The organism is Massilia sp. Root133 (assembly GCF_001426525.1).
GTDB lineage: Bacteria > Pseudomonadota > Gammaproteobacteria > Burkholderiales > Burkholderiaceae_D > Telluria > Telluria orientalis.
On record NZ_LMEW01000012.1, the window covers coordinates 451,138 to 474,111 of the forward strand.

The following is a 22,974-nucleotide window of genomic DNA, read 5'->3' on the forward strand; positions in this document are numbered from 1 at the left end:
ACTCGAAAAGATACTTTGGGACATTGCCGGATTGAAAAGAGACGTCCAGCCAGGACGCAACATGGAGACCGTCGCCAATGAAGTGCCCAAAAACACATCGCATTGCATTGTTATTTGATGCCAACCAGGCGTTCGCCCGGGAGGTCATCGGCGGTATCGCCGGTTACCTGTCGAGCCGGCGGACATCGTGGGAATTGTTCATCGAAGATGATTTTCGTTTGCGCCTGTCGAGTCTTGCGCGTTGGCAAGGTGACGGCATCATCGCCCACTTCGACGACCCGGCCGTAGCCGCGGCGCTGGCCGACAGCCCCGTGCCCGTCGTCGCCGTCGGCGGCTCATACGCGAACGAGGCCGATTATCCGGCCAACGTGCCGTATGTCGCGACCGACAACTTCAAGCTCGTCAACCTCGCCTATACCCACCTGATCGACGTTGGATTGCGCCGGTTCGCCCTGTTTTCCCTGCCCGACGGGACGAAGCACCCATGGGCGCTCGAGCGCGAAAAGGCGTTCCGGTTCCTGATGCAGCGCGACAAATTCGACGTCGAGATCCTGCGCGGAGAGGGCGCCCGCAGCTGGGAGGAGGACGTCGCGCAGCAGGTACGGTGGCTGCAGAGCCTGCCAAAACCCATCGGGATCATCGCCGCCACCGATGCGCGCGCGCGCCAGTTGCTGCAGGCTTGTCAGTTTGCTAATATCGCCGTGCCGGAACAGGTCGCCATCATCGGCATCGACAACGATCCGCTGGCACGCATGCTGTCGTGTATCCCGCTCAGCTCCGTGATCCAGGGCTCGAACGAGATCGGCCGCACCGCGGCCCGGATGCTGCATCAGCTGCTCGAAGGGACGTATCTGGAATGCTCGCGCATCCTGGTGCCGCCCGCCGGCATCAACGTGCTCGCGTCGAGCAGCCACCAGCCCGTCAAGAACCCCCGCGTCATGCGTGCCCGGCATTTTATCCGCCAGTATGCCTGCCAGGGCATCAAGGGCGACCAGGTCGCCGATTACGTCGGCGTCTCGCGCTCCACCCTCGAGACGTATTTCCAGCAGGAACTGGCCTGCAGCGTGCACGACGAGATCCTGCGCTTCAAGCTCGATGCCGCGACCGCGCTGCTGGCGGAAGGGGATTGCAGCGTGGCCGAGGTGGCGCAGCGTTGCGGCTTTACATCGATGCAATACCTGTTCGCCGTGTTCAAGCGCGAGCTCGGTTGTTCGCCGCGGGAATACCAGCAGCGCGTGGCGCTGGCGCAGGCTATACCGCAGGAAGTCGCGCTGCAGGCCTGACGCCCGCGCCACCCGGCGCGCATCTCGACAAATCCATGGGCGACCTGTCATTATGTTGATGGGGCCGCAAGACGGCCGCCAAGCCTAAATTCGTCGAGGTGGCAGCAGGTAATGCAGAGTTTCTACAACAAGGCGCTCGCCGGGCTGCTGGGGCTCGTCGTGGCGAGCGTTCTCATCGGCTATGCCTGCGTCCGCAGCACCTATGTCCGGCTGCCGCTGCTGCCCGCCGCGGACAGCAGCCTGCCGTGGCACGCCGAGATCATGGCCGATTCGGCCGTGGGCGGGCGTTCGACGGCCAGGCTGATCGACGACGCCGCCACGCTGAGCTTCGAGTTCACGTCCGTCAAGGCGGCGGCGTATCCGTTCGTCCACGCGGAAGTGGCGTTCCGCGACCGCGCCGGCAAGTTCACGCACGTCGACCTGTCCCGCTACAGCGCGGTGGAGTTCGACGTCAACTGCGCGCCGGCCAACACGCTGGCATTCGGCCTCGTGCTGTTCGACGACCAGGTATCGGTTCCCGGCCGGTTCGATACCTATCGCACCCCCTACACCTATTTTTTCTGCAACAAGAACGGCGAGCACGTCGAGCTCGACCTGGCGCGTCTGCGCACCGACCAGTGGTGGTTCGACAGGTACGGGCTGAACCTCGCGCGCCAGGAACACACGCTGACACGGATCGCCAAGCTCTCGTTCGGCAGCACGTTCCAGAGCCCCTACGGCGTGCTCTCGACCGTCCAGGTCAGGAACCTTACCCTGACGGGGCGCGACATGCGCTACCTGGCCCTGTTCGCGGCGTTCATGGTCGTCGCGTGGCCGGCCTATGGCCTGTGGTTCTTCCGCCGCCATACCCGGGCATTGCTGGCGGAAGTGAAGGACAAGATGCGGCGCGACATTCCCCTGGTCGCCTATCAGCAGTTGTCGCAGGACCTGCATCGCGACAAGGAGCAGAGCGCCATCCTGCGCTTCATGGCGACGGAATACGTCAACCCGGAACTGGATGTCGAGACCACGGTGAACAAGCTCGGCATCGGCCGCAACAAGATCAACGAGATCCTCAAGGCGGAGCTGGGCTTCACGTTTTCCACGTACCTGAACAAGCTCAGGCTGACCGAGGCGGCGCGCCTGCTGGGCGCGAAGGAAGACACGAGCGTGGCGGAAATCGCCTATGCCGTGGGCTACCGGAACGTCTCCTACTTCAACAAACTCTTCAAGGAAGAATACGGCTGCACGCCGAAGACCTTCCGCAAGCTGCGCGACAGCGCACCGGAATCCGCCGGGCCGTAACGCGCCCGCGCCCACGGATTTTCACCAACAATTTGAGGGATTTCGTTCTGGCGACGCCGGATGGCGGTCCGTAGAATGCATGGGTGGCTCGCGCATCGTTCTCCGATCGATGCGCAGCATCATCTCCTCCCGCGTTCAAGTGGGTTAAGGGACGGCTCCGGCCGTCCCTTTTTTTGGGCCCGTGTCGAAGCGCGCCTTGTTTTCGTTGGTTGTTTGAGGGATTTCGAAATTGCTGCGGGCCGGTGCGGCAAACAGAATGAGGGATCGCCGCACGTATTCGACGGCGACGACATCCAGGACAACACGGAGACTTGACAAGGTGAACAATACCAGGAAAACAGCGATCGCCATCGGCGTCGCGCAGCTCGCCCTGATGGCAAGCGGCGCCGCGCTGGCGCAGACCGAACCGGCCACGGTGGTCGTGCACGGCCAGCGCGCGGCGCTCGAGTCGGCGCAGAACATCAAGAAGAACGCGGACGAAATCGTCGACTCGATCGTCGCCGACGACATCGGCAAGCTGCCGGACAAATCGGTGACGGAAGTGCTGCAGCGGGTCGTCGGCGTGAGCATCGACCGCACGATGAACCGGGTCGACCCGCAGCAGGGCGTGGGCGACAGCGTCAACCACTACGCGGCCGAAGGCACGGGCGTGTCGATCCGCGGCCTGGGCGCGGGCCAGGTCCGCTCCGAATTCAACGGCCGCGACGCGTTCTCCGCCAATGGCGGCCGCGCGCTGAGCTTCGAGGACGTGCCGCCCGAGCTGATGGCCGGCGTGGACGTGTACAAGAACCCGTCCGCCGAGCAGATCGAAGGCGGCATCGGCGGCCTGGTCAACCTGCGCACCGCGCTGCCGTTCGATGCCAAGGGCCGCAAGGTGGCGCTGTCGACCGAGGTCTCGCGCTCGTCGCTGCGGCAGAAGACCGCGCCGCCGTCCGTGTCCGGCCTGTACTCGGACCGCTGGGACACGCGGTTCGGCCAGGTCGGCGTGCTGATCGACCTCGCGCACTCGAAGATCGCGAACCAGAGCGACAGCCTGTCGATCGCCCCGTACAGCTCGCGCGACGACCTCGTGCCCGGCAAGCGCGTCTGGGTCACCCCGTCCGCGAGCTGGGGACAGAACACCTTCGACCGCACCCGCGACGGCCTGTATGGCGCGCTGCAGTGGAAGAAGGGCGACTTCAGCTCGTACGTGACGTTCCTGCGTTCGCGCTACAAGCAGCACTCGGACGAGCACTCCTACTTCGGCGGCACGAACCCGGCCACCTTGTCGCTGGATCCGGGCGCCACGTACGACGCCAACGGCGCCCTGCTGACCGGCACGCTGCACGACACCACCAACAGCGGTCCGGGCTTCGGCACGGGCCTGGGCTTCGGCACCGATGCGCGCGCGAGCGGCCGCACGTCCGACACGCGCGACGTGTCGTGGTCGGGCACCTGGCGCGCCAGCGACGCGTGGACCTTCAAGGCCGACCTGCAGCACGTGCAGGCCACGACGGACGGCTACGACAACACGGTCGGCCTGGGCGGTTGGGTGCCCGGCCAGACGGTCGACCTGCGCGGCGGCATGCCGTCGATCTCGTTCGACCAGGCGTCGCGGGCATACCTGGCCGATCCGTCGCACTACTACTGGGGCTTCACGCAGGTGCATCATGACGTGGCGAAGGCGCAGATGAACACGGCGCGCCTGGACGCGAAGTACACGTTCGACCATCCGATCCTCAACGACCTGCGCTTCGGCGTGCGCGTGACCGACCGCTCGGCGGTGACGCAGTCCACCCACGATTCCGAATGGGTCCAGATCTCGCAGGGATGGGCGGTCGGCAACCAGTCGTGGCAGCCGCTGGCGCAGTTCGCCGGCCTGGGCGACCCGCGCTTCGCCCAGGGCTTCGGCCTGCACCAGTTCAAGAACTTCTTCGGCGGTTCCGCGGCGTCGCCGGCACCGGTGATCGTGCCCGACGCGTCGCTGGCCAATTCGGTCGACGCCGTCAACAAGCTGCACGACTACTACACGACCCTGTGCAACGAAGCCAACGCGACCGGCCGCAACAACGACTGCAGCTACAAACCGCCGAAGTTCGGCGATGCGATCGGCCTGAACGACCAGCACGAACGCACGCAGGCGGCCTACGCCCAGCTGCGCTTCGCGTTCGACAAGCTCGCGTATCCCATCGACGGCAACGTCGGCGTGCGCGTCGTGCGCACGAATCCGAAGTCGATCGGCTACACGCTGTTCACGCCGCCCAACAAGCCGCTGCTGCCGGGCGTGCCGGACATTCCCGCGCAGTCGGAGAAGCAGACGTTCGAGAGCACCTACACGCGCGTGCTGCCGAGCCTGAACCTGAAGCTGAAGGCCAGCGACGAGCTGCAGTTCCGCCTCGGGCTGTCGAAGGGCATGTCGCGTCCGGACTTCTACCTGCTGCAGGCCTACACGACGCTGGGCATGGACATCAAGACGCACACGCCGCCCGGCGACGACCAGAAGCCGGTGGTCGACTCGATCGCGTACAACGGCCAGCTGCGCGGCAATACGTCGCTCCGTCCGGTCATGGCCACCAACCTCGACCTGACGGCCGAGTACTACTTCGGCCGCGCCAGCTCGGCGACGTTCGGCGTCTTCAACAAGCGGCTGAAGGACGTCATCATCGCGCAGACGACGGTCTATCCGCTGCAGGACGTCACCGGAACGACGCACGACTTCATGGTCACGGGGCCCGTGAACGGCATGGACGCCCGCGTCAGCGGCATCGAGGCGGGCTTCCAGACCTACTTCGACAAGCTGCCGGGCCTGTTCTCCGGCCTTGGCGTGTCGAGCAACTTCACATATATCGACAGCAGCACGACGTACCACAACCCGGTCAATGGCACCTGGTGCACGCCGAAGGACACGCTGATGGCCAACATGGTCCGCAACCTGCAAGGCTGCGACACCGACGGCCGGGTGTTCGGCGACATGCCATTGGTGGGCCTGTCGAAGAACTCGTATAACGTGGCGCTGTTGTACGACAAGGACGCGGTGTCGCTGCGCCTCGCGTACAGCTGGCGCTCGAAGTACCTGCAGTCGACCAACTCGTGGGGCACGGCCGGCAACGATGGCATCGACCGCAACCCGGACAGCCCGAACTACGGCCAGGGCTACTCGGTCAACTACGGCTTGCCGACCTGGGGCGGCGCGTACGGCCAGCTCGACCTGGGCTTCCAGTACAAGTTCACGGACCACCTGCGCCTGGGCGGCCAGGTGGGCAACCTGACGAACCAGGTCTACCGGCAGTACATGCAGCAGCAGGTCGGCATGAAACTGCACAACGCCTTCTACACGGGCCGCACCTTCAGCGCCCAGATGAACTACACGTTCTAAGCATTCAGCTGCGGAACAGGCCTCCCGCGACCTTTGCCGGTCGCGGGAGGCCATTTCATTCAACCCGACGGATCCACGTATGAAAAAACGCTCCAATCACCTGCTGGCCACGCTCGTCCTGATCTCCACCCAGGCGCTGGCCGCCGCCCCGATGCCGCGCCTGGTCCAGCAAGACGGCCACTATGCGCTGCTGGTCGACGGCAAGCCGTTCACCATGCTCGGCGTGCAGGCCCACAATTCCAGCAACTATCCGAATGCGCTGCCCAAGGTCTGGGCCGCCGTCAAGGATGCCCACGCCAACACGCTCGAGATCCCCGTGGCGTGGGAACAGATCGAGCCCGTCGAGGGCAAGTTCGATTTCGGCTACGTCGACACGCTCGTGGCCGAGGCCCGCCGCAACGGCGTGCGCCTCGTGCTGCTGTGGTTCGGTACCTGGAAGAACACCGGCCCCGCGTACACGCCCGAATGGGTCAAGTTCGACGACAAGCGTTTCCCGCGCATGCTCGGCCGCGATGGCAAGGCCAGCTACTGCCTGTCGCCGCTGGGCGAGCAGACCCTGGTGGCCGACAGGAAGGCGTTCGTCGCCCTGATGCGCCACCTGAAGCAGATCGACGAAGCGCAGCGCACCGTGATCATGGTGCAGGTCGAGAACGAGGTCGGCACCTACGGCACCGTGCGCGATTTCGCACCGCGGGGCGAGGCGGCGTTCCGCCAGCCGGTGCCGGCGGCCGTCCTCGCGCGCAAGAAGCCGCCCGTGCCCGGCGCCGCGAGCGGCACCTGGTCGGAGGTCTACGGTCCGTATGCCGACGAATATTTCCACGCCTGGGCGGTCGCCAACTACATCGAGGACATCGCGCAGGCCGGACGCGCCGTGTACGACCTGCCGATGTTCGTCAACAATGCGCTGCGCGATCCGCTCGAACCGCTGGCACCGTGGAAGGGCAACTTCGCCAGCGGCGGTCCGACGTACGACGTGATCGACATCTACAAGGCCGCCGCCCCGCACATCGACGTCGCCGGTCCCGACCTGTACGCGCCGCAATCGAACAGCGTGGCGGCGACGCTGGACAAGTTCCAGCGCCCGGACAACGCGCTGTTCGTGCCGGAGATGGGCAACGCGGCCGCGTATGCCCGCTATGTCTACCGGATCCTCGGCGCCGGCGCGATCGGCGTGGCGCCGTTTGGCATCGACTACGCGGACTACAGCAATTATCCGCTGGGCTCCAAGCGCACGGACAAGACCATGGTCGAACCGTTCGGGACCATCTACGCCGCGTTCGCGCCGCTGGCGCAGCAGTGGGGACGGTGGGCGCTGGAAGGACGCACGGCCGGCATCGCGGAAGGCGACGACCGCAAGCCGCAGTCGCTGGTACTCAAGGACTGGGGCGTCTCCGCCTCGTTCCGCGAGTGGCAGTTCGGCACGATGGGCAAGGACGCGAAGGAGGAAGACTACCCGCCCGGCACGGCGGCCCCGAACGGCGGCGCGGCCTTCGCGCAGATCGGCGCCGACGAGTTCATCGTGATCGGACAGCACGTCCGCCTGCATTTCTGGCCGGCCGGCGCGAACGAAGGCAAACGTTCCATGTTCGCGCGCGTGGAGGAAGGGCAGTTCGACCCGCAGGGGCGCTGGATCATGGAACGCAACTGGAATGGCGACCAGGTCGACCATGGTGTCAACCTGCCGGCGCGGCCCACGATCCTGAAGATCCGGCTGCGCGCGTATTGAGAACGGAGATTCCACCATGAACAAACTTCGATTGTGCGCGCTCGCGGTCTGCGCGGCCGCGTCCACCTTCGCCACCGCGCAGGTCGGCGTCACGATCGACGCGGGCAAGCCGGGCCCCGTCATCAGCCGCTACGTGTATGGCCAGTTCGCCGAGCACCTCGGTACCGGCATCTACGGCGGCCTGTGGGTCGGTCCCGACTCGACGATCCCCAACACGCGCGGCTGGCGCAACGACGTCGTGGCCGCGCTGAAGGCGCTGCACGTGCCGCTCGTGCGCTGGCCCGGAGGCTGCTTCGCCGACCAGTACCACTGGCGCGACGGCATCGGCCCGCGCGCGCAGCGGCCCGTGCGCATCAACACGAATTGGGGCGGCGTCGACGAGGACAATGCCGTCGGCACGCACGAATTCTTCGACCTCGTCGAACAGCTCGGCGCGGATGCCTACGTCAACGGCAACCTCGGCACCGGCACCGTGCGGGAGATGTCGGAATGGATCGAATACATGACGGCGGACGGCACGTCGAGCCTCGCCCGGCTGCGTGCCCGCAACGGCCACCCGGCGCCGTACAAGGTGGCGTTCTTCGGCATCGGCAACGAGGCGTGGGGCTGCGGCGGCAATATGCGGCCGGAGCAGTACGCCGACGCCTACCGCCGCTACGCGACCTTCCTGCATCCCGGCGGCGACACGCAATTCATCGCGGCCGGCGGCCACGACGAGGATACGAGTTGGACGGATTACCTGAGCCAGCACATCGGCGGCTGGGGCGTGCGCGCGCACGGGATCTCGTTCCACTATTACACGTCGCCCGGCGCCGACAAGAACGGCAAGTACGGTGCGGCCGGCTTCGACGAAAGCCGCTGGATCCATACGCTGAGCGAGACGCGCCGCATGGAAGGGTTCATCGCCGCCAACGTCGCGAAACTGGACGCGCACGACCCGCAGAAGAAGCTCATGTTCGCCGTCGACGAATGGGGCACGTGGTACGACGCCGAGGAGGGCAGCCGACCGGGCTTCCTCCAGCAGCAGAACTCCCTGCGCGACGCGCTCGTCGCGGCCCTCAACTTCAACATCTTCCATGCGCATGCGGACCGCGTGCGCATGACGAGCATTGCGCAGATGGTGAACGTGCTGCAGGCGATGGTCCGCACGGACGGCGCGCGGATGGTGCTGACGCCGACCTACCACGTCTTCAGGATGTACGTGCCGTTCCAGGATGCGGTCTCGGTGCCGGTGACGCTGGCGCACAATCCGCTGTACACGTTCGGCACCGACGCGATCCCGGCCGTCAGCGCGTCGGCGGCGCGCGGCAAGGACGGCAAGCTGTATCTTGCCCTCGTCAATACGAACCCGCGCGCGGCGGCCGACGTCACGGTCGACGTGAGCGGCACCGCCGCGCGCGGGGCGGCCGGTTCCGTGCTGACGGCGGCCGCGATGGACGCGCACAACACGTTCGCCGCGCCGGATGCCGTCAGGCCGGCGCCGTTCCAGGCCGCGGCCCGGGACGGCGGGCTCGTGTTGTCCCTGCCGGCGAAGTCCGTCGTGGTCGTCACCGTGCAGGAGTAGGGCGTCAGAACGGCGGCAGGCTGCGGCGGCCCTTGACGCCGACCTTCAGCGCGACGCCCGCGGTCCGCGGGCCAGGCTGGCCGCCGCCGATCCATACGGTGGCCTGGCCCGGCTCGACGCTGCGCTTGCCGGCCGCATCGACCGTGCTGAGGGCCTTGCCGTCCAGGTCGAACGTCAGCCGGCGTTTTTCGCCCGGCTGCAGCGTGACGCGGGCGAAGCGGACGAGCGTGCGGTTGGGCGCCGCAGGACCGGAACGGGCGACATAGACCTGCACGACTTCGTCGCCGGCGCGCGGTCCGTCGTTCTTCACGTCGACGGCGACCTTGACGGCGCAGCCGGCGCACACGGCCCTTGGCGCGGGCGCGGCGAGCTTGTACGAGAACTGCGTGTAGCTCAGGCCATGGCCGAACGGGTACAGCGGCTCGCCCTTGAAGTACTTGTAGGTACGGCCCTGCATGCCGTAGTCCTTGAACGGGGGCAGGTCCGACGCCGACTTGTAGAACGTTACCGGCAGGCGTCCGGCGGGACTGTAGTCGCCGGCGATCAGTTCCGCCACGGCCTGGCCGCCTTCGCCGCCGGGGTACCACGCCTGGATGATGGCCGGCACGTGACCTGCGGCCCAGTTCAGCGACATGGCGCTGCCGCTCATGTTGACGAGCACCAGCGGCTTGCCGAGGCTGCCCAGGCGTTCCAGCAGCGCTTCCTGCGGCGCGGGCAGGTCGAGACTCGTGCGGTCGCCGCCGGCGAAACCCGGTGCATTGACCGACATTTCCTCGCCTTCCAGCTGCCACGTCAGGCCGCCCGCGAACACGACGAGATCCGCCGCGCGCGCCGCTTCCAGGGCGGCCGTGTCGTCGAAACTGGGCCGTGTCCACTGCAGCATCTGTTCGCCGTCCCAGCCGAGCTGCCGGGCCTCGATCTCGATCCGGTACACCTTGCCGGCCGCGAGTTCGACCGGCGTGTTCGTCGTCGGCCAGGCGATGTCCCACAGGTCCGTGACGAGACGTCCGTCGATACGGATGCGATAGCCCTGTCCGCCTTTCAGCCGCAGGTGATGCGGACCGGTCTCCGCGGCGCGCAGGTAGCCGCTCCAGCGCGTGGACGTCTTGCGGTCGAACCGGTCCGGCCAGCCCCACCTGAATGCCGCCTGCGCGCCCGTGTCGACGGCGGCTGGCGCGCCCGCCAGGTCGGGGTTGTCGAAGCGTTCCGTCCGCACGCCAGGGTGCGTGCACGCGGCGTCCAGGCACAGCGCGTCCGCCGGCACGTCCTGCAGCGGCGGCGCGACCCAGCCCGTGCCTTCCACGAACGTGACCTGCGCCTGCGGGAAGCGGGCGCGCAGGCCGGCCAGCACCGTGATCGGCTTCGACGGGGTGCCGCTGTAGTTGCCGACCAGCGCATCCACGCTGTCGGCGTTCGGGCCGATCACGGCGATGCGGCGCGGCGCCGTCTTCAACGGCAGCAGGCCGTCGTTCTTCAGCAGCACGAGCGACTGGCGCGCCGCCTCGAGATTCAGACGGCGGTCGGCCGGGGTGTCGTAATCCTTCGCCGTGATGCCGGCCCAAGGGCGCGGTGCATCGAGCAGGCCGAGGCGGATGCGCGCTTCCAGCAGGCGCAGAACGGCGCGATCGACGTCGGCCTCGGCCAGCAGGCCTTGCCGGACCGCGCGCACGGTCGTGGCGGGCGTCGCCGTCGGGCTGTCGCCGAACTCGCACATCACGTCGGTGCCCGTCTTGATGGCCGCCGCCACCGCGCGTTCCGGCGTGTCGACGTAGCGGTGCGCGCCTTCCGAGTGGATGTCGGCGATGGCGCCGCAGTCGGACACGACGTGGCCCTGGAACTTCCACGCATCGCGCAGCAGATCCTTGAGCAGGGGGCCGCTGGCGCAGGCGGGCAGACCGTTCACCGCGTTGTACGCGCACATGAGGGACAGCACATGCGCTTCCGTCACGGCCGCATGGAACGCGGGCAGGTAAGTTTCCGTCAGGTCGCGCGGGGAAGGATGCACGTCCTCGCGGTGGCGGTCGGCTTCGGGGCCGCTGTGCACGGCGAAGTGCTTGACGGTGGCCGATACCTTCGGCGCGCCCGGATCGGAACCCTGCAGGCCGCGGATGTACGCCACGCCCAGGCGCGACGTCAGGTACGGGTCTTCGCCATACGTCTCCTGGCCGCGCCCCCAGCGCGGATCGCGGAAGATGTTCACGTTCGGCGACCACACCGTGAGGCCGCGGTACATGTCGGCGCCGCCGTCGGGATGCACGGTTTCCAGGTACTTCGCGCGGAACTCGGTGCCGACGGTGTCCGCGACGCGTTCGGCGAGCGCGGCGTTCCACGTGGCGGCCAGGCCGATCGCCTGCGGGAACACGGTGGCGTTGCCGGCCCGCGCGACGCCGTGCAGGCCTTCGTTCCACCAGTTGTAGGCCGGGATGCCGAGCCGCGCGATGGCGGGTGACGTGGATTGCAGCTGGCTGGCCTTTTCGTCCAGCGTCATGCGGGCCAGCAGGGCGTGCGCCCGGGCGGCGGGATCGGCCTGCGCGGGCAGGGTCAGCGTCAGGGCGACGGCCGCCGCAAGGGCGGTCCTGGAGAGAGGTCGAGGTGTCATGGGCGTGTCGTGATGGGTTGGCGCGCGGATGCTAACACCGGTGGGGCCGTGCGCCCGCGTCGTCCGGGGCGACTGGTAAAAATTTTGCCGGCGCTGCGGAATTTCATGTCGGGCCGCGTGCACGCTCCGGGATTTCGTGGATCGCCTGAGGATTTTCGACATTGCCGCCGTATGGACAGCCTCACAGAATGGTTCGAACCCGGCGGGCACGCCTGCTGCCGGACCGTCATCACCATCATTCTGGAGACACAAACATGCACAAGATGCGACTCATCGCCCTGGCTGGCGTCGTGGCGGGCCTCGCTGCCGGCTGCGGCGGCAGCGAGGCCGATCACGCCAACGGCCAGACCGTCCTGGCGGGCACCATCGGTTCGGCCAGCCCCACCATCAAGCCCGCCCGTTTCGGGAGCGTGAAGTTCGGCGGCGGCGGTTACGTGCCGGGCCTGATCTTCCATCCGACCAGCCCGGACGTGCTGTACGCGCGCACCGACGTGGGCGGCGCCTACCGCTGGGATGCGGCCGCCGCGTCCTGGATCGCGATCACGGACATGTTCGGCCCCGGCGAGGGCTTCTACCACGGCAGCGAAACGCTGGCGCTCGACCCGACCGACGACCAGCGCGTCTACATGAGCGCCGGCATGTACAACTGGGCCAGCAGCACCGCGCGTCTGTACATGTCCACCGACCGCGGCACCCACTGGACGCACGTCGACCTGCCGTTCCCGGCGGGCGGCAACAACCAGGGCCGCGCGATCGGCGAACGCCTGATGGTCGACCCGAACGACCCGGCCATCCTGTTCTACGGCACGCGCACGGCCGGCCTGTGGAAGAGCACGGACCGCGGCCAGACGTGGAAACAGGTGACGTCGCTATCGACGCTGACGATGACCCAGGCACAGATCGATACGACTTACTGGAGCAGCCCGGTCGGCGTGGAGCAGGTGATCTTCGATACCGATACCAAAGGCGCCGGCACCGCCACGCAGACGATCTACACGGCAGTGGCGCCGGACTACGCGGGCATGGCGGGCCTGACCGCCGGCCTGTACAAGACGACCAACGGCGGCGCGTCCTGGACCAGCATCCCCGTCCCGGCCGACGTGCAGGGCTACATCGTCCCGCACATGGTGCGCGCGAAGGATGGCATGATGTACGTGGCGTTCACGAAGGGCGAAGGCCCGGGCGCCGGCGGTCCGTGCCGCCTGTACAAGTTCGACGGCACCAACTGGACCCTGCTGAAAGGCTACGACGACACCCAGTGGTCCAGCTTCGGCATGGGCGGCCTGTCGGTGTCCGGCACCGGCGCCCATACCCGCATCGCGCTGGGCGTGACCAACACGTGGGGGAACTGGGTCGGCATGCCGGCCGTGCAGCTGTCCGACGACGGCGGCGCGACGTGGCGCGAGATCGCCAACCTGATGCCGCGCAACCCGACCGATGGCGGGTACTCCGGCTGGGTGGACGACGTCGAGATCGACCCGAACGATCCGGACCGCGTCCTGCACGTGACTGGCGGCGGCGTGTGGGAGACCCGCGACGCGTCGGCCGCGCAGCCGACGTGGAATTTCATCGTCGGCGGCGTCGAGGAAGTCGCGACGAAGGCCCTGATGGCCCCGGCGCCGGGCGCCAACTACGCGCTGATGCGCGCCGGCCTGGACATCGGCGTCACCGTGCAGACGGAACTCCTCAAGTCGCCCACGCGCACCTCGGGCAACTGGTTCGGCAGCGCGTTCGGCATCGACGCCGCATGGTCCAATCCCAACTATATCGCCGCCATCGGCGCCGGCTCGTACGACTACCCGGACATCGTCGGCGCCTACTCCACCAACGGCGGGACAAGCTGGAACAAGTTCGCGACCAACCACCCGGACGCGAAGGCGCACCAGTCCGAAACCGCCAGCATTGCCGTCACGAAGGCCGGCAGCGCGGTCTGGGCACCGGCCGAGTCGGTCCCGGCGTGGACGGCCGACAACGGCAACACGTGGACCTACACGAATCTGCCGGCGCTGCCAAGCATGAGCGTGTCGCGCGGCTATAAAGTCGTGGCCGACCGCAAGAACCCGAACAAGGTCTATGCATACGACTCGGGCGGTGCATGGTGGGCCCAATGGGGCGGCGCGGCGCACTTCTACACGTCGACGGACGGCGGCCGCACGTTCACCGAGAGCGCCACGTTCAAGAACGTTGCCGCGTTGAACCAGTTCGGACAGACCTCGATTGCCGTCAATCCGAACGCGGAAGGCGACATCTGGGTGGTGGACGGGTTCAGTATCCTGCACTCGACCGATGCGGGCGCCAACTGGACCAAGCTGAACGTGACCCAGTCGGTTCCGAATCCCAACAACTACTACGAGCCGACGATCTATGGCGCCACGTCGATCGCCCTTGGCAAGGCCCCGGCGGGCGCCAGGTACCCGGCATCGATCTATATCGTGGGCGTGATCAACGGCCAGTGGGGCTTGTATCGCTCGGATGACGGCGCCGCCAACTGGACCCGCATCAACGACGACCAGCACCAGTACGCCGGCATCAGCAACCTCGCGGCCGACCAGACCGTGCCTGGCCGCGTGTACTTCGCCGGCGCCGCACGCGGCGTCCTGTACAGCTACTGATGCAACGCCGGTCCCGCGTGTCGGACACGGGACCGGCCCTTATTCGAATACCTGGAGACATGCATATGAAACTGAAAGCAATCCTGGCCGCGCTGACGCTGGGCGTCGCGGCCGCCAACGCCGGCGCGACCGTCCTGACGTTCGACAGCCTGACCGAGATGATGTACGGCGACGGCTTCCCGCTCGCCGCCAACATGCACTACGACGGCACGAACCTCGTGTACGAGGAGTCGGGCTACCGGCTGACCCTGAACGCGCCGGGGGCGGACGCCGGCGCGGCCCACGTCGGCGACGGCACGTTCGACCCGCAGACGTACAACTGGCACGACGGCTTCGAGAACGGCGCCGACACCTTCGTCACGCTGACACGCATCGGCGGCGGCCTGTTCGACCTGCGCAGCTTTGACTACTACACGACCGGCAGCACGCTGTCGACCGACGGCAACCTGCAGGCCTTCCTGCAGGGCGGCGGCACCTGGAACACGGCACTGAACGGCGTCACCGAGCTGCGCTTCGCGTCGGGCGCGGTCAATGCGATCGCCAATGTCGACGTGGAAGCCGCGTCCGCGGCCGTGCCGCTGCCGGGCACCATGTCGCTGCTGCTGGGCGGCGTGGCGGCCTTCGGCCTGGCGCGTCGTCGCCGGGGCTGATCCGCGCGCCGCAATGAGAAGCGGAGGCTGCGAGCCGAATGCCAGTCAGTCAAGCTAACTGGCATTTTTCTATTTGGTCGCAGTCGAGCTGTCCCGCGGCCAACTCTTCAATCCAATCATTCTCGCCCCTACGATGATCCGTTTATTCATCCTCGGTTTCATGACCCTTTGCCTGTCCGCGCTGAACCCCGCGGTTCACGCGCAACCCGACGGCCCGGCGTCTTCCACCGCTTTGCGGCAAACCCTCTCGCTGGACGAGGGCTGGCGTTTCCACCCCGGCGACATCCCACGCGATTCCTTCGCCGGCGGCCAGGGCGTCAATCTCTACGGCCCCGACATCACCTACCACGGCGCGAAGGCCGGCAGCGCCTGGGGCGCAGCGGCACGCGGCTATGACGACAAGAGCTGGAAGCGGGTCGACCTGCCGCACGACTGGGTCGTCGAACAGCCTTTCGACGAGAAGGCGCTCAAGCAGCAGGGCTATCGCCCGCGCGGCATCGCGTGGTACCGGCGCACGTTCAAGCTGCCCGCCTCCGATCGCGGCAAGAACATCGAACTGCAGTTCGACGGCGTGGCGACGCACTGCACGGTGTATGTCAACGGCACCGAGGTCCATCACAACTGGAGCGGCTACGCCTCGTTCCAGATCGACATGACGCCGCTGGCGCGCTACGGCGACGATGCCGTCAACACCATCGCGGTGCGGGTGGATGCCGAGGACGCCGAGGGCTGGTGGTACGAAGGCGGCGGCATCTATCGCCACACCTGGCTGGTCAAGCGCAGCCCCGTCCACATCGCCACCGACGGCGTGTACGCCAACCCCGTCAAGGGCGCCGATGGACGCTGGGTGATTCCAGCCGAGGTCACGCTGGCCAATATCGGCTCCGGAACCGCCTCGGCCGCCGTGGACGTCGGGGTGTTCGATGCCGCGGGCCGGCGGATCGCGGGCAGCCGCTCCGCGCCGGTGCGCATCGTCTCCCAGGGCGACACCGTGGCGAAGGTCGCCGTCCCGGTGGCGGCACCGCGGCTGTGGTCCGTGGAGTCGCCGAATCTCTACACGGTGCGCACGACCGTGCTGCGCGGCGACAGGGCGGTGGACTCGGTCGACACCAGCATCGGGTTCCGCACGATCCGCTTCGACGCGCAGAAGGGATTCCTGCTCAACGACCAGCCGCTCAAGCTCCAGGGCACCAGCAATCACCAGGATCACGCGGGCGTCGGCGTTGCCGTGCCGGATTCGCTCTGGGACTTCCGCCTGCGCAAGCTGAAGGAGATGGGTTCGAACGCCTACCGCACCGCGCACAACCCGCCGGCGAAGGAACTGCTGGATGCCGCCGACCGGCTCGGCATGCTCGTGATGGACGAGACCAGGCACTTCAACGCGTCGCCGGAATACCTGAAGCAACTCCGGTGGCTCGTGCGCCGCGATCGCAACCACCCCAGTGTGATCCTGTGGAGCCTGTTCAACGAAGAGGGGCTCGAGGTCAATGAAGAAGGCATGGAGATCGCGCGCGTGATGAACGCGGTGGTCAAGCAGCTCGACACCACCCGGCCGACGACCGGCGCGCAGAACATGGGGCAACTGGGCGCGGACGGCAAGGCGAATCCGAAGAACGCGGCGCACAGTGTGGACGTGGTCGGTATCAACTACCAGGCGGATGAATATGACAAGATTCGCGCGGCCTATCCTGATAAGCCCATCGTCAGCACCGAGGACACCTCCCAGGTCATGACGCGTGGGGAATACACGACCGACTGGTCGAAGGTCGTAGCCTCGTACGATGACGTCTATCCGGGTTGGGCAACCACCAGCACGGCACGCGGCGCATGGGAAGCGATCGCCAAGCAGCCGTCGTTTGCCGGCGGCTTTTCATGGACGGGCTTTGCCTACCGCGGCGAGCCCACGCCGTATGGCTGGCCGTCCGCGAGCTCCCACTTCGGCGCGCTGGATCTCTGCGGGTTCCCCACGACCGAGTTTTACGTCCGGCAGGCGCTCTGGGTGAAGGACCGGCCGGTGCTGACCCTGGTGCCGCACTGGAACTGGGCGGGCCAGGAGGGACAACCGATCAAGGTGCTGGCGGCAACGAACACCGACACGGTGGCGCTTTACCTCAACGGTAAACTCGTCGAGGAAAAGAAGGCCGATCCCTTCAGGATGGTGGAGTGGCAGGTGCCTTGGGCACCGGGCCGGCTCGAAGCCGTCGGGAAGAAGGATGGGCGCGAAGTCGCGCGCTTTGCGGTGGAGACCACCGGCGCGCCCATGGCGCTGCGCCTCACGCCGGACCGCAACGCGCTGGCCGGCGACGGCCGCGACGCCGTTCCGGTGACCGTCGAGGCCATCGACGCGCAGGGACGGCCCGTGCCCACCGCGAACCTGGCCGTCGCGCTCGATGTCAGCGGTCCGGGCGCGAACATCGGCGTCGGCAACGGCGATCCGAACAACCACGCGCCGGAGAAAGGCGACAAGGTCACGATCTACAACGGTCTGGCCCAGGTCATCCTGCAAAGCCGGCGCGGCGGCGCGGGCAGTCTTGTCCTGCGCGCCACGGCGGCCGGCCTGAAGCCTTCCGAGACCATGATCGGCGTCCGGGCCGTGCCGGCGCTGCCGTCCGTTCCGGTCGTGGCGCAATAAGCAGCGGCATGCGCCTGTCCCGGTAGGGTGGGCACCCCGGTGCCCACGCGTAACGCCAACACATCGCAAACATGCGCGCGGGCCGGAGAACCCGCCCTACGGCCGTGGCGCCGGCAGGCGCGCCCGCGCCTGATTGCGCACGACGACGAGTTCGCGCGCGCCGGCCGCCCCGGCCTCCAGCCACGCCTGGAGCGCCGCCACGTCGTCCAGGACCGTACCGCCGGCACCGCCGACGATGACGTCGCGCGCCCGGTAGCCCGCGGCGGCGGCCGGGCTGCCCGGTTCCACTGCCAGCACGAGGACGCCGGCGATGCGGCCCAGGCCGGCGGCCGACTGCTCGCCCGCCGTGCGCACGTCCTTCACGGTCATGCCGGCCAGCGATTGCGGCGCCGCGTCAGGCCCGGTGTCGGCCGGGTGGGCCGGCGCCGCGAACGACGGTGTCTTCGCCAGCGCCCTCAGGCGGGCGGGCCGCACGCCGAAGTCGGTCATCGGGAAATTCACGAAGCCGATGCGCGCGGAGGCGGCCGTATCCGTCACCGTGTAGTCGCCGGCCAGCGGCGCGGCGAAGGCGGGATCGGCGACGATCGATCCGGCATCCGTGCCCCGCGCCTGCGCCGCCGCCAGCGCCGCGCGCGTCGTGAACAGGTTGCGGTCCACGCTGCGGCCCCAGCGGCGGATCGTCACCGGCTGGTACGGCGCCATCACGACGTTGTGCTCGAAGACGTCGCCGCTGGCGTCGAACCATACGTGCGGATGAAAGGTATTGTTGACGAGGATGTTATTGCGCACGACGCGGGCGAACCCTTCGCGCAGCTTCAGGCCGCCGGACAGCAGCAGGTTCGATTCGATCACGTAGTTCGAGGCGCCGTCGTCGAGGTCGACGTCCCAGCCGTGGTCGCAACGGAAGCGGTTGTACCTCATGACGATCGGTTCCACCGCGTCCAGCAGGGCCAGGGCGGGTTCCGCGGCGACGCGCCGGTCCATCTCGAGCCGGTCCGGGTGCCAGTAGCGGTCGCGCCCCCAGCTGTTGAATGCGCCGTGGTCGCCGGATTCGAGGACGGTGTCGAACACGTCGTTGTGCGTGATGCTGTGGCCGCCCCAATTGCCGTCGCCGATGTTGATGCCGGCGCGCGGCATGTGGTAAATCGAATTGTGGTCGAGCGTGATGCGCGCCGCCATGGAAATCTCCACGCCGGCGGCCTGCTTGTCGATCGTGCCGATGTCGTGGATCAGGTTGTCCACCGCCGATGAATCGTGCGGGTACGCGTCGGATGCGGGCCCGGGCGTGCGGTCGATCTTGTCCATGTCCAGCTGTTGATAATATTCGAACAGCGGCGAGCGCACGGCCTGCGGCCGCCCGACGAACGCGATCGCCGTGGCGCCGATGCCGTGGATGTGGTTGCCCGTCACGGCGACGCCCGCGGCGCGGCCGCTGACGACGACGCCCTGGCCCCCCAGGTCCGTGAATTCGCCGTCGGCGATGCGCACGTCGCGCGCGTTTTCCACGGTGACGGCCCCGATCCGGGCGAATTTCCAGTCGGAGCGCAGCAACGGTTCCAGCGCCTGCAGGACCGTGGGCTCCGTGCGGGTGAACACAAGGTTGCGTACCGCGACGTCGTGCACGTCGCTGCGCTGTCCGGCGATGCGCAAGAGCGTATCGAGTGCGCCGGCGGCAAAGCCGCGTGCGTGCGGGCGGCCCGGCGTCACTGGCTTCAGGTACAGCCAGCCGTCCGTGCGGTCGTGGAACCACTCGCCCGGCGCATCGAGTTCCTCGAACACGTTCTCGACCCAGCGTGCGGTCGCGCTGGGCTCCATGGCGCGGTTGTTGGCCACTTGCGCGCCGTAGCGCAGGCCGCCGTTCGCATCCTTGCCGAGGATAGTGACCTGTACGCCGCCCCAGCCAAGGCCGTGCAGCGCGTGCAGGACGGCGCCGGCGGGGTCGTGCCAGCGCGCCACGCGGGTCGGCGCGGTGGCGTCGGCGGCGCCAACGAAGGCGTCGGGGTCGGCCCCGATGTTCGGATAGCGCGCACGCACCAATCGCCGGCCGTCCAGCCACAAGCGCTGGAACGCCGGACCGGCGTAGCGCGCGCGCCAGATGCCGTCGCGCCACGGTTCCCACCGCAGCAGGGGCAGGGCGGGCGCGCCGCTCAGCACGACGCGCGCGCCGGGCGCACCCACCAGTTCGAACGGATGGCCGGACCGGCCGGACAGGCGCTCGTCGATGACGATGGTCTGCGCGAGTGCATACGTGCCGGGAGCCAGCACGATGCGGTCGATGCGCTTGTCGCCGCGTGCCCGGTCCAGCGCGGCGGCCAGCGTGCGCGCATCGTGCACGGTGACGGCTGCCGCGCAGGCGCCGGCGCCGTGCAACGCCAGGGCGATGGCGAGGATGAGGGGGCGCGGCGTCATGGCGTACCCGGTTCGATCGTCACGTCGCCCGTCAGGCCGGACGGCTGGCCCGGCTGCGTTTCGACCAGCACGGTGAGCGTGCGCCAGCCCGCACCTTTCGGCACCGCCAGGGTCAGCGGGCCAGGTTCGTACGCCGTCTTCTCGCCCAGCTTGTCGCCGTCCAGCCACACCTCGGCCTTGCCGGCGATCTCGCGCATGACGAGCCGCGCCTGGCCGTCGTTGCGGTCGCGGCGCAGGCCGAACGCGACGCGGTAGCTGCGCCACGGCAGCGCGGCGGGCGCCTGTGTCAGCGGCGGTTCGCCCCAGCCCCACGTGTTCATGTCGTTGTCGGCCAGGACCCGGTTCGGATCCGGACGGTCGGCCTGCGGCGGCGACGTGCGCCACGGCGCCGGCCGCACGAGCGGCTCCGCCTCGGCGACGGCGGGGATGGGCGCGACGGCGCGCACGTCCAGCGCCAGCGCGGCGGATTGCAGGCCGTCCGCGTGCGCACGCAAGATCAGCGGACCCTGGCCCGCGCGGCGGCTTTGCACGATCACCTGCGCGAGGCCGTTGTACAGGTTGCGCTCGGGCGCCTTCTCGGACTCGTGCGAGTTCGGGTCGCCGTTGCCGACGCCGATGATGGCGCCCGGGCCGGCCAGGTCGAACGTCACGTGCAGGTTGGCGTCGGCGACGGGACGGCCCTGCGCGTCGACGGCGCTCACCGTCACGGGCACGGCATCGGCGCCGTCGCCGGCCAGCGCCGGACGGTCCGGCGCCAGCACGAGGCGGGCGGGGGCGCCGCTCGTCTCGACCTGGTCGCGCCCGACCTCGGCGCCATCCTTCAGCGCCACGGCTTCGAGCCGCCCCGGCGCATACGGCACCTGGAACGTCGCCATGTCGAACGGATCGACGTTTTGCTCGCCGATGACGGCACCGTTCAGCACCAGGCGTACGCGCGGCGCGTTGGTCGCGACCCGCACCTTGACCGGCTGTCCTTCCTTGCCGGCCCAGTTCCAGTGCGGCATGACCTTGACGACGGTGCGGTCCTTCAGCCACAGCGCCTGGCGGAACCAGTACGCGTTTTTCGGCAGCGCGCACAGGTCCATGATGCCGAAGAACGAGCCGGCGCTGGGCCACTCGTGCGGCGTCGGTTCGCCGCGGTAATCGAGGCCGGTCCACGCGAAGCTGCCGGCCAGGAAGGGACGGGCGCTGATCTGCTTCCAGCTGCCGCGCTGCGTCTGGCCCCACTGGGCCGCGTCGTCGTCATAGCTGGCGACGAGGTGTTTGTCCTGGTCGGTCGTGTACTCGCCGCGCGACATGAAGGCCGAGGTGTCCTCCGAACTGAACACGGGCTTGTGCGGGAACATCTTGTGGAAGCGGTCGTATTCCCACACCTGGTAATTGATGCCCGCCACGTCCAGCGCCTGCACGGCGCTCCTGGCGGCGAACAGGCCGCTGTGCATCGCGGCGGTAACGGGGCGCGTCGTGTCGAGTTGCTTGATGGCGCCGACCATCCGGCGCGCCATCTCGTAGCCGACCTCCGTGCCCTGCAGCGTTTCTTCGTTGAAAATCGACCACAGGATGACGCTGGGACGGTTGCGGTCGCGCTTCACGAGCCAGGTCAGTTGCTGCATGTAGTCGGGCGACGTGTTGAAGTTGCGGTTCTCGTCCATCACGAGAAGGCCGATGCGGTCGGCGCTGTCCAGGACTTCGGCCGCGGGCGCGTTGTGCGCGAAGCGGACCGCGTTCACGCCCATCGACTTCAGCTGGCGCAGGCGGAATTCCCAGATCGCGTCGGGCACGGCGACACCCACGCCGGCATGGTCCTGGTGGATCGCCACGCCCTGCAGTTTGAGCGGCTGGCCGTTGAGGAAGAAGCCGCGGTCGGCGTCGAAGCGGATCGTGCGAAAGCCCGTGTGCGTCTCGTCGCGATCCAGCTCGCCAGTCGCATCGCGCAGAACGGCGCGCACGCGGTACAGCGCCGGCCTCGCCAGCGTCCACGGCTGGGGATTGCGTATGGCCAGAGCCAGCCGCGCGCTGGCCTTGCCGAGCGCATCGACCTGCACGGGCGCGCCGGCGTGCGCGACTTCATGGCCGGCCGGATCGAGCAGGCTGACTTCCAGGCGCGCCTTGCGTGCGCTGTCTGCGCTGCTGTCGACGTCCACCGTCACGGGCAGCGTCCAGCGGCCGTCCTTCCGCACCGGATTCGCGTGGATGCCGTCGGTGGCGATGTGCATGGCGTCGCGCTTGACGAGCCAGGTGTGACGGTAGATGCCGGCGCCTTCGTACCACCAGCCTTCCATCACTTCAGCGTCCACGCGCACGGCGATTGTGTTCGGCTCCGCGCCGTAGCGCATGTACGGCGTGATGTCGATGTAGCGGCCGTTATAGCCCGACCAGTTGCGGTTCACCACGATGCCGTTGACCCACACGGTGCTGTGCGTGGCGACGCCGTCGAACTGCAGCTCGATGTGCCGTCCGCGGTCGGACGCCGGCAAGGTGAAGTAGCGCCGGTACCAGCCGATGCCGCGCGGGCGGTAGCCCTGCGACTTGTTCTGCGCGGCGTCGAACGGGCCTTCCACCGCCCAGTCGTGCGGCAGGTCGACCCGGCGCCAGTCGGAATCGTCGTAGTCGGCATTGGCCGGACCCTGTGCCTCGCCTGCCTTCGCGTTGAGGTAGCTGGCGCCGTGGCCCTGGATCGCCGGCAGGGGCACGTCGCCCCGCAGGAAGCGCCACCCCGCATCCAGCGACAGGCGCTCGCGCGGGGCCGCGTGGGCGAACTGCATCGCCGCCAGCAGCACGGCGCATGCGGCGAGCAGGCAGTGGAGGACGGCGCGCATGGTGGCGCCGCGGTGGTCGTGTTCGGTCGTCATGTCGGCAT

At 68.2% G+C, this 22,974-nt stretch carries 11 protein-coding genes; 8 read left to right on the forward strand and 3 right to left on the reverse strand.

Features of this window, described 5'->3' with window-relative positions; translation table 11 throughout:
• Positions 1-77 precede the first annotated feature (77 nt).
• The 5 genes from ASD28_RS12735 (at position 78) to ASD28_RS12755 (ending at position 9,212) form a co-directional block, all read left to right on the forward strand.
• Positions 78-1,283 (forward strand): DNA-binding transcriptional regulator, encoded by a 1,206-nt coding sequence (locus ASD28_RS12735; protein WP_056127890.1) that lies wholly within the window; start codon positions 78-80, stop codon positions 1,281-1,283.
• A 111-nt stretch (positions 1,284-1,394) separates the two neighbouring features.
• On the forward strand, positions 1,395-2,567 hold the full coding sequence (locus ASD28_RS12740; protein ID WP_056127893.1) for an AraC family transcriptional regulator: 1,173 nt from the start codon (positions 1,395-1,397) through the stop codon (positions 2,565-2,567).
• A gap of 319 nt (positions 2,568-2,886) precedes the next feature.
• Positions 2,887-5,922, forward strand: coding sequence for a TonB-dependent receptor (locus ASD28_RS12745; RefSeq protein WP_229412390.1), 3,036 nt, complete (start codon positions 2,887-2,889; stop codon positions 5,920-5,922).
• A 79-nt stretch (positions 5,923-6,001) separates the two neighbouring features.
• Positions 6,002-7,648: a DUF5597 domain-containing protein gene (locus tag ASD28_RS12750; protein ID WP_056127895.1), complete on the forward strand. Its 1,647-nt coding sequence runs from the start codon at positions 6,002-6,004 to the stop codon at positions 7,646-7,648.
• A gap of 16 nt (positions 7,649-7,664) precedes the next feature.
• Positions 7,665-9,212, forward strand: a complete 1,548-nt coding sequence (locus ASD28_RS12755) for an alpha-N-arabinofuranosidase (protein ID WP_056127900.1) — start codon at positions 7,665-7,667, stop codon at positions 9,210-9,212.
• 4 nt (positions 9,213-9,216) lie between these two features.
• On the opposite strand, the gene ASD28_RS12760 is transcribed toward ASD28_RS12755, so the two are convergent.
• The gene (locus ASD28_RS12760; RefSeq protein ID WP_056127902.1) at positions 9,217-11,811 is read right to left on the reverse strand and encodes a glycoside hydrolase family 3 C-terminal domain-containing protein; all 2,595 of its coding nucleotides are present in this window, start codon (positions 11,809-11,811) and stop codon (positions 9,217-9,219) included.
• 254 nt (positions 11,812-12,065) lie between these two features.
• Between ASD28_RS12760 and ASD28_RS12765 the strand changes: the two genes are divergently transcribed.
• From ASD28_RS12765 to galA (ASD28_RS12775), 3 genes are all read left to right on the forward strand, one after another.
• Positions 12,066-14,423: a hypothetical protein gene (locus ASD28_RS12765; RefSeq protein WP_056127905.1), complete on the forward strand. Its 2,358-nt coding sequence runs from the start codon at positions 12,066-12,068 to the stop codon at positions 14,421-14,423.
• A 65-nt stretch (positions 14,424-14,488) separates the two neighbouring features.
• Positions 14,489-15,073 carry a PEP-CTERM sorting domain-containing protein gene (locus tag ASD28_RS12770; protein ID WP_056127908.1) on the forward strand — a complete coding sequence of 195 codons (585 nt, stop codon included), beginning with the start codon at positions 14,489-14,491 and terminating at the stop codon, positions 15,071-15,073.
• Between the two features lie 133 nt (positions 15,074-15,206).
• Positions 15,207-17,705: a beta-galactosidase GalA gene (galA, locus tag ASD28_RS12775; RefSeq protein ID WP_056127912.1), complete on the forward strand. Its 2,499-nt coding sequence runs from the start codon at positions 15,207-15,209 to the stop codon at positions 17,703-17,705.
• A 96-nt stretch (positions 17,706-17,801) separates the two neighbouring features.
• On the opposite strand, the gene ASD28_RS12780 is transcribed toward galA (ASD28_RS12775), so the two are convergent.
• Together ASD28_RS12780 and galA (ASD28_RS12785) are read right to left on the reverse strand one after the other, a co-directional pair.
• On the reverse strand, positions 17,802-20,114 hold the full coding sequence (locus ASD28_RS12780) for a PDZ domain-containing protein (protein ID WP_056127914.1): 2,313 nt from the start codon (positions 20,112-20,114) through the stop codon (positions 17,802-17,804).
• Positions 20,111-22,966, reverse strand: coding sequence for a beta-galactosidase GalA (gene galA / locus ASD28_RS12785; RefSeq protein ID WP_229412391.1), 2,856 nt, complete (start codon positions 22,964-22,966; stop codon positions 20,111-20,113). The genes ASD28_RS12780 and galA (ASD28_RS12785) overlap by 4 nt, the downstream gene beginning before the upstream one ends.
• Positions 22,967-22,974 lie beyond the last annotated feature (8 nt).

Excerpts from the sequence above, each read along its gene's own strand:
- ASD28_RS12765 (WP_056127905.1), top strand. The coding sequence starts at position 12,066 with ATGCACAAGATGCGACTCATCGCCCTGGCTGGCGTCGTGGCGGGCCTC.
- ASD28_RS12770 (WP_056127908.1), top strand. The coding sequence starts at position 14,489 with ATGAAACTGAAAGCAATCCTGGCCGCGCTGACGCTGGGCGTCGCGGCC.
- ASD28_RS12760 (WP_056127902.1), bottom strand. The coding sequence starts at position 11,811 with ATGACACCTCGACCTCTCTCCAGGACCGCCCTTGCGGCGGCCGTCGCC.
- galA (WP_229412391.1), bottom strand. The coding sequence starts at position 22,966 with ATGACGACCGAACACGACCACCGCGGCGCCACCATGCGCGCCGTCCTC.
- ASD28_RS12740 (WP_056127893.1), top strand. The coding sequence starts at position 1,395 with ATGCAGAGTTTCTACAACAAGGCGCTCGCCGGGCTGCTGGGGCTCGTC.
- ASD28_RS12735 (WP_056127890.1), top strand. The coding sequence starts at position 78 with ATGAAGTGCCCAAAAACACATCGCATTGCATTGTTATTTGATGCCAAC.
- ASD28_RS12750 (WP_056127895.1), top strand. The coding sequence starts at position 6,002 with ATGAAAAAACGCTCCAATCACCTGCTGGCCACGCTCGTCCTGATCTCC.
- ASD28_RS12755 (WP_056127900.1), top strand. The coding sequence starts at position 7,665 with ATGAACAAACTTCGATTGTGCGCGCTCGCGGTCTGCGCGGCCGCGTCC.
- ASD28_RS12780 (WP_056127914.1), bottom strand. The coding sequence starts at position 20,114 with ATGACGCCGCGCCCCCTCATCCTCGCCATCGCCCTGGCGTTGCACGGC.
- galA (WP_056127912.1), top strand. The coding sequence starts at position 15,207 with ATGATCCGTTTATTCATCCTCGGTTTCATGACCCTTTGCCTGTCCGCG.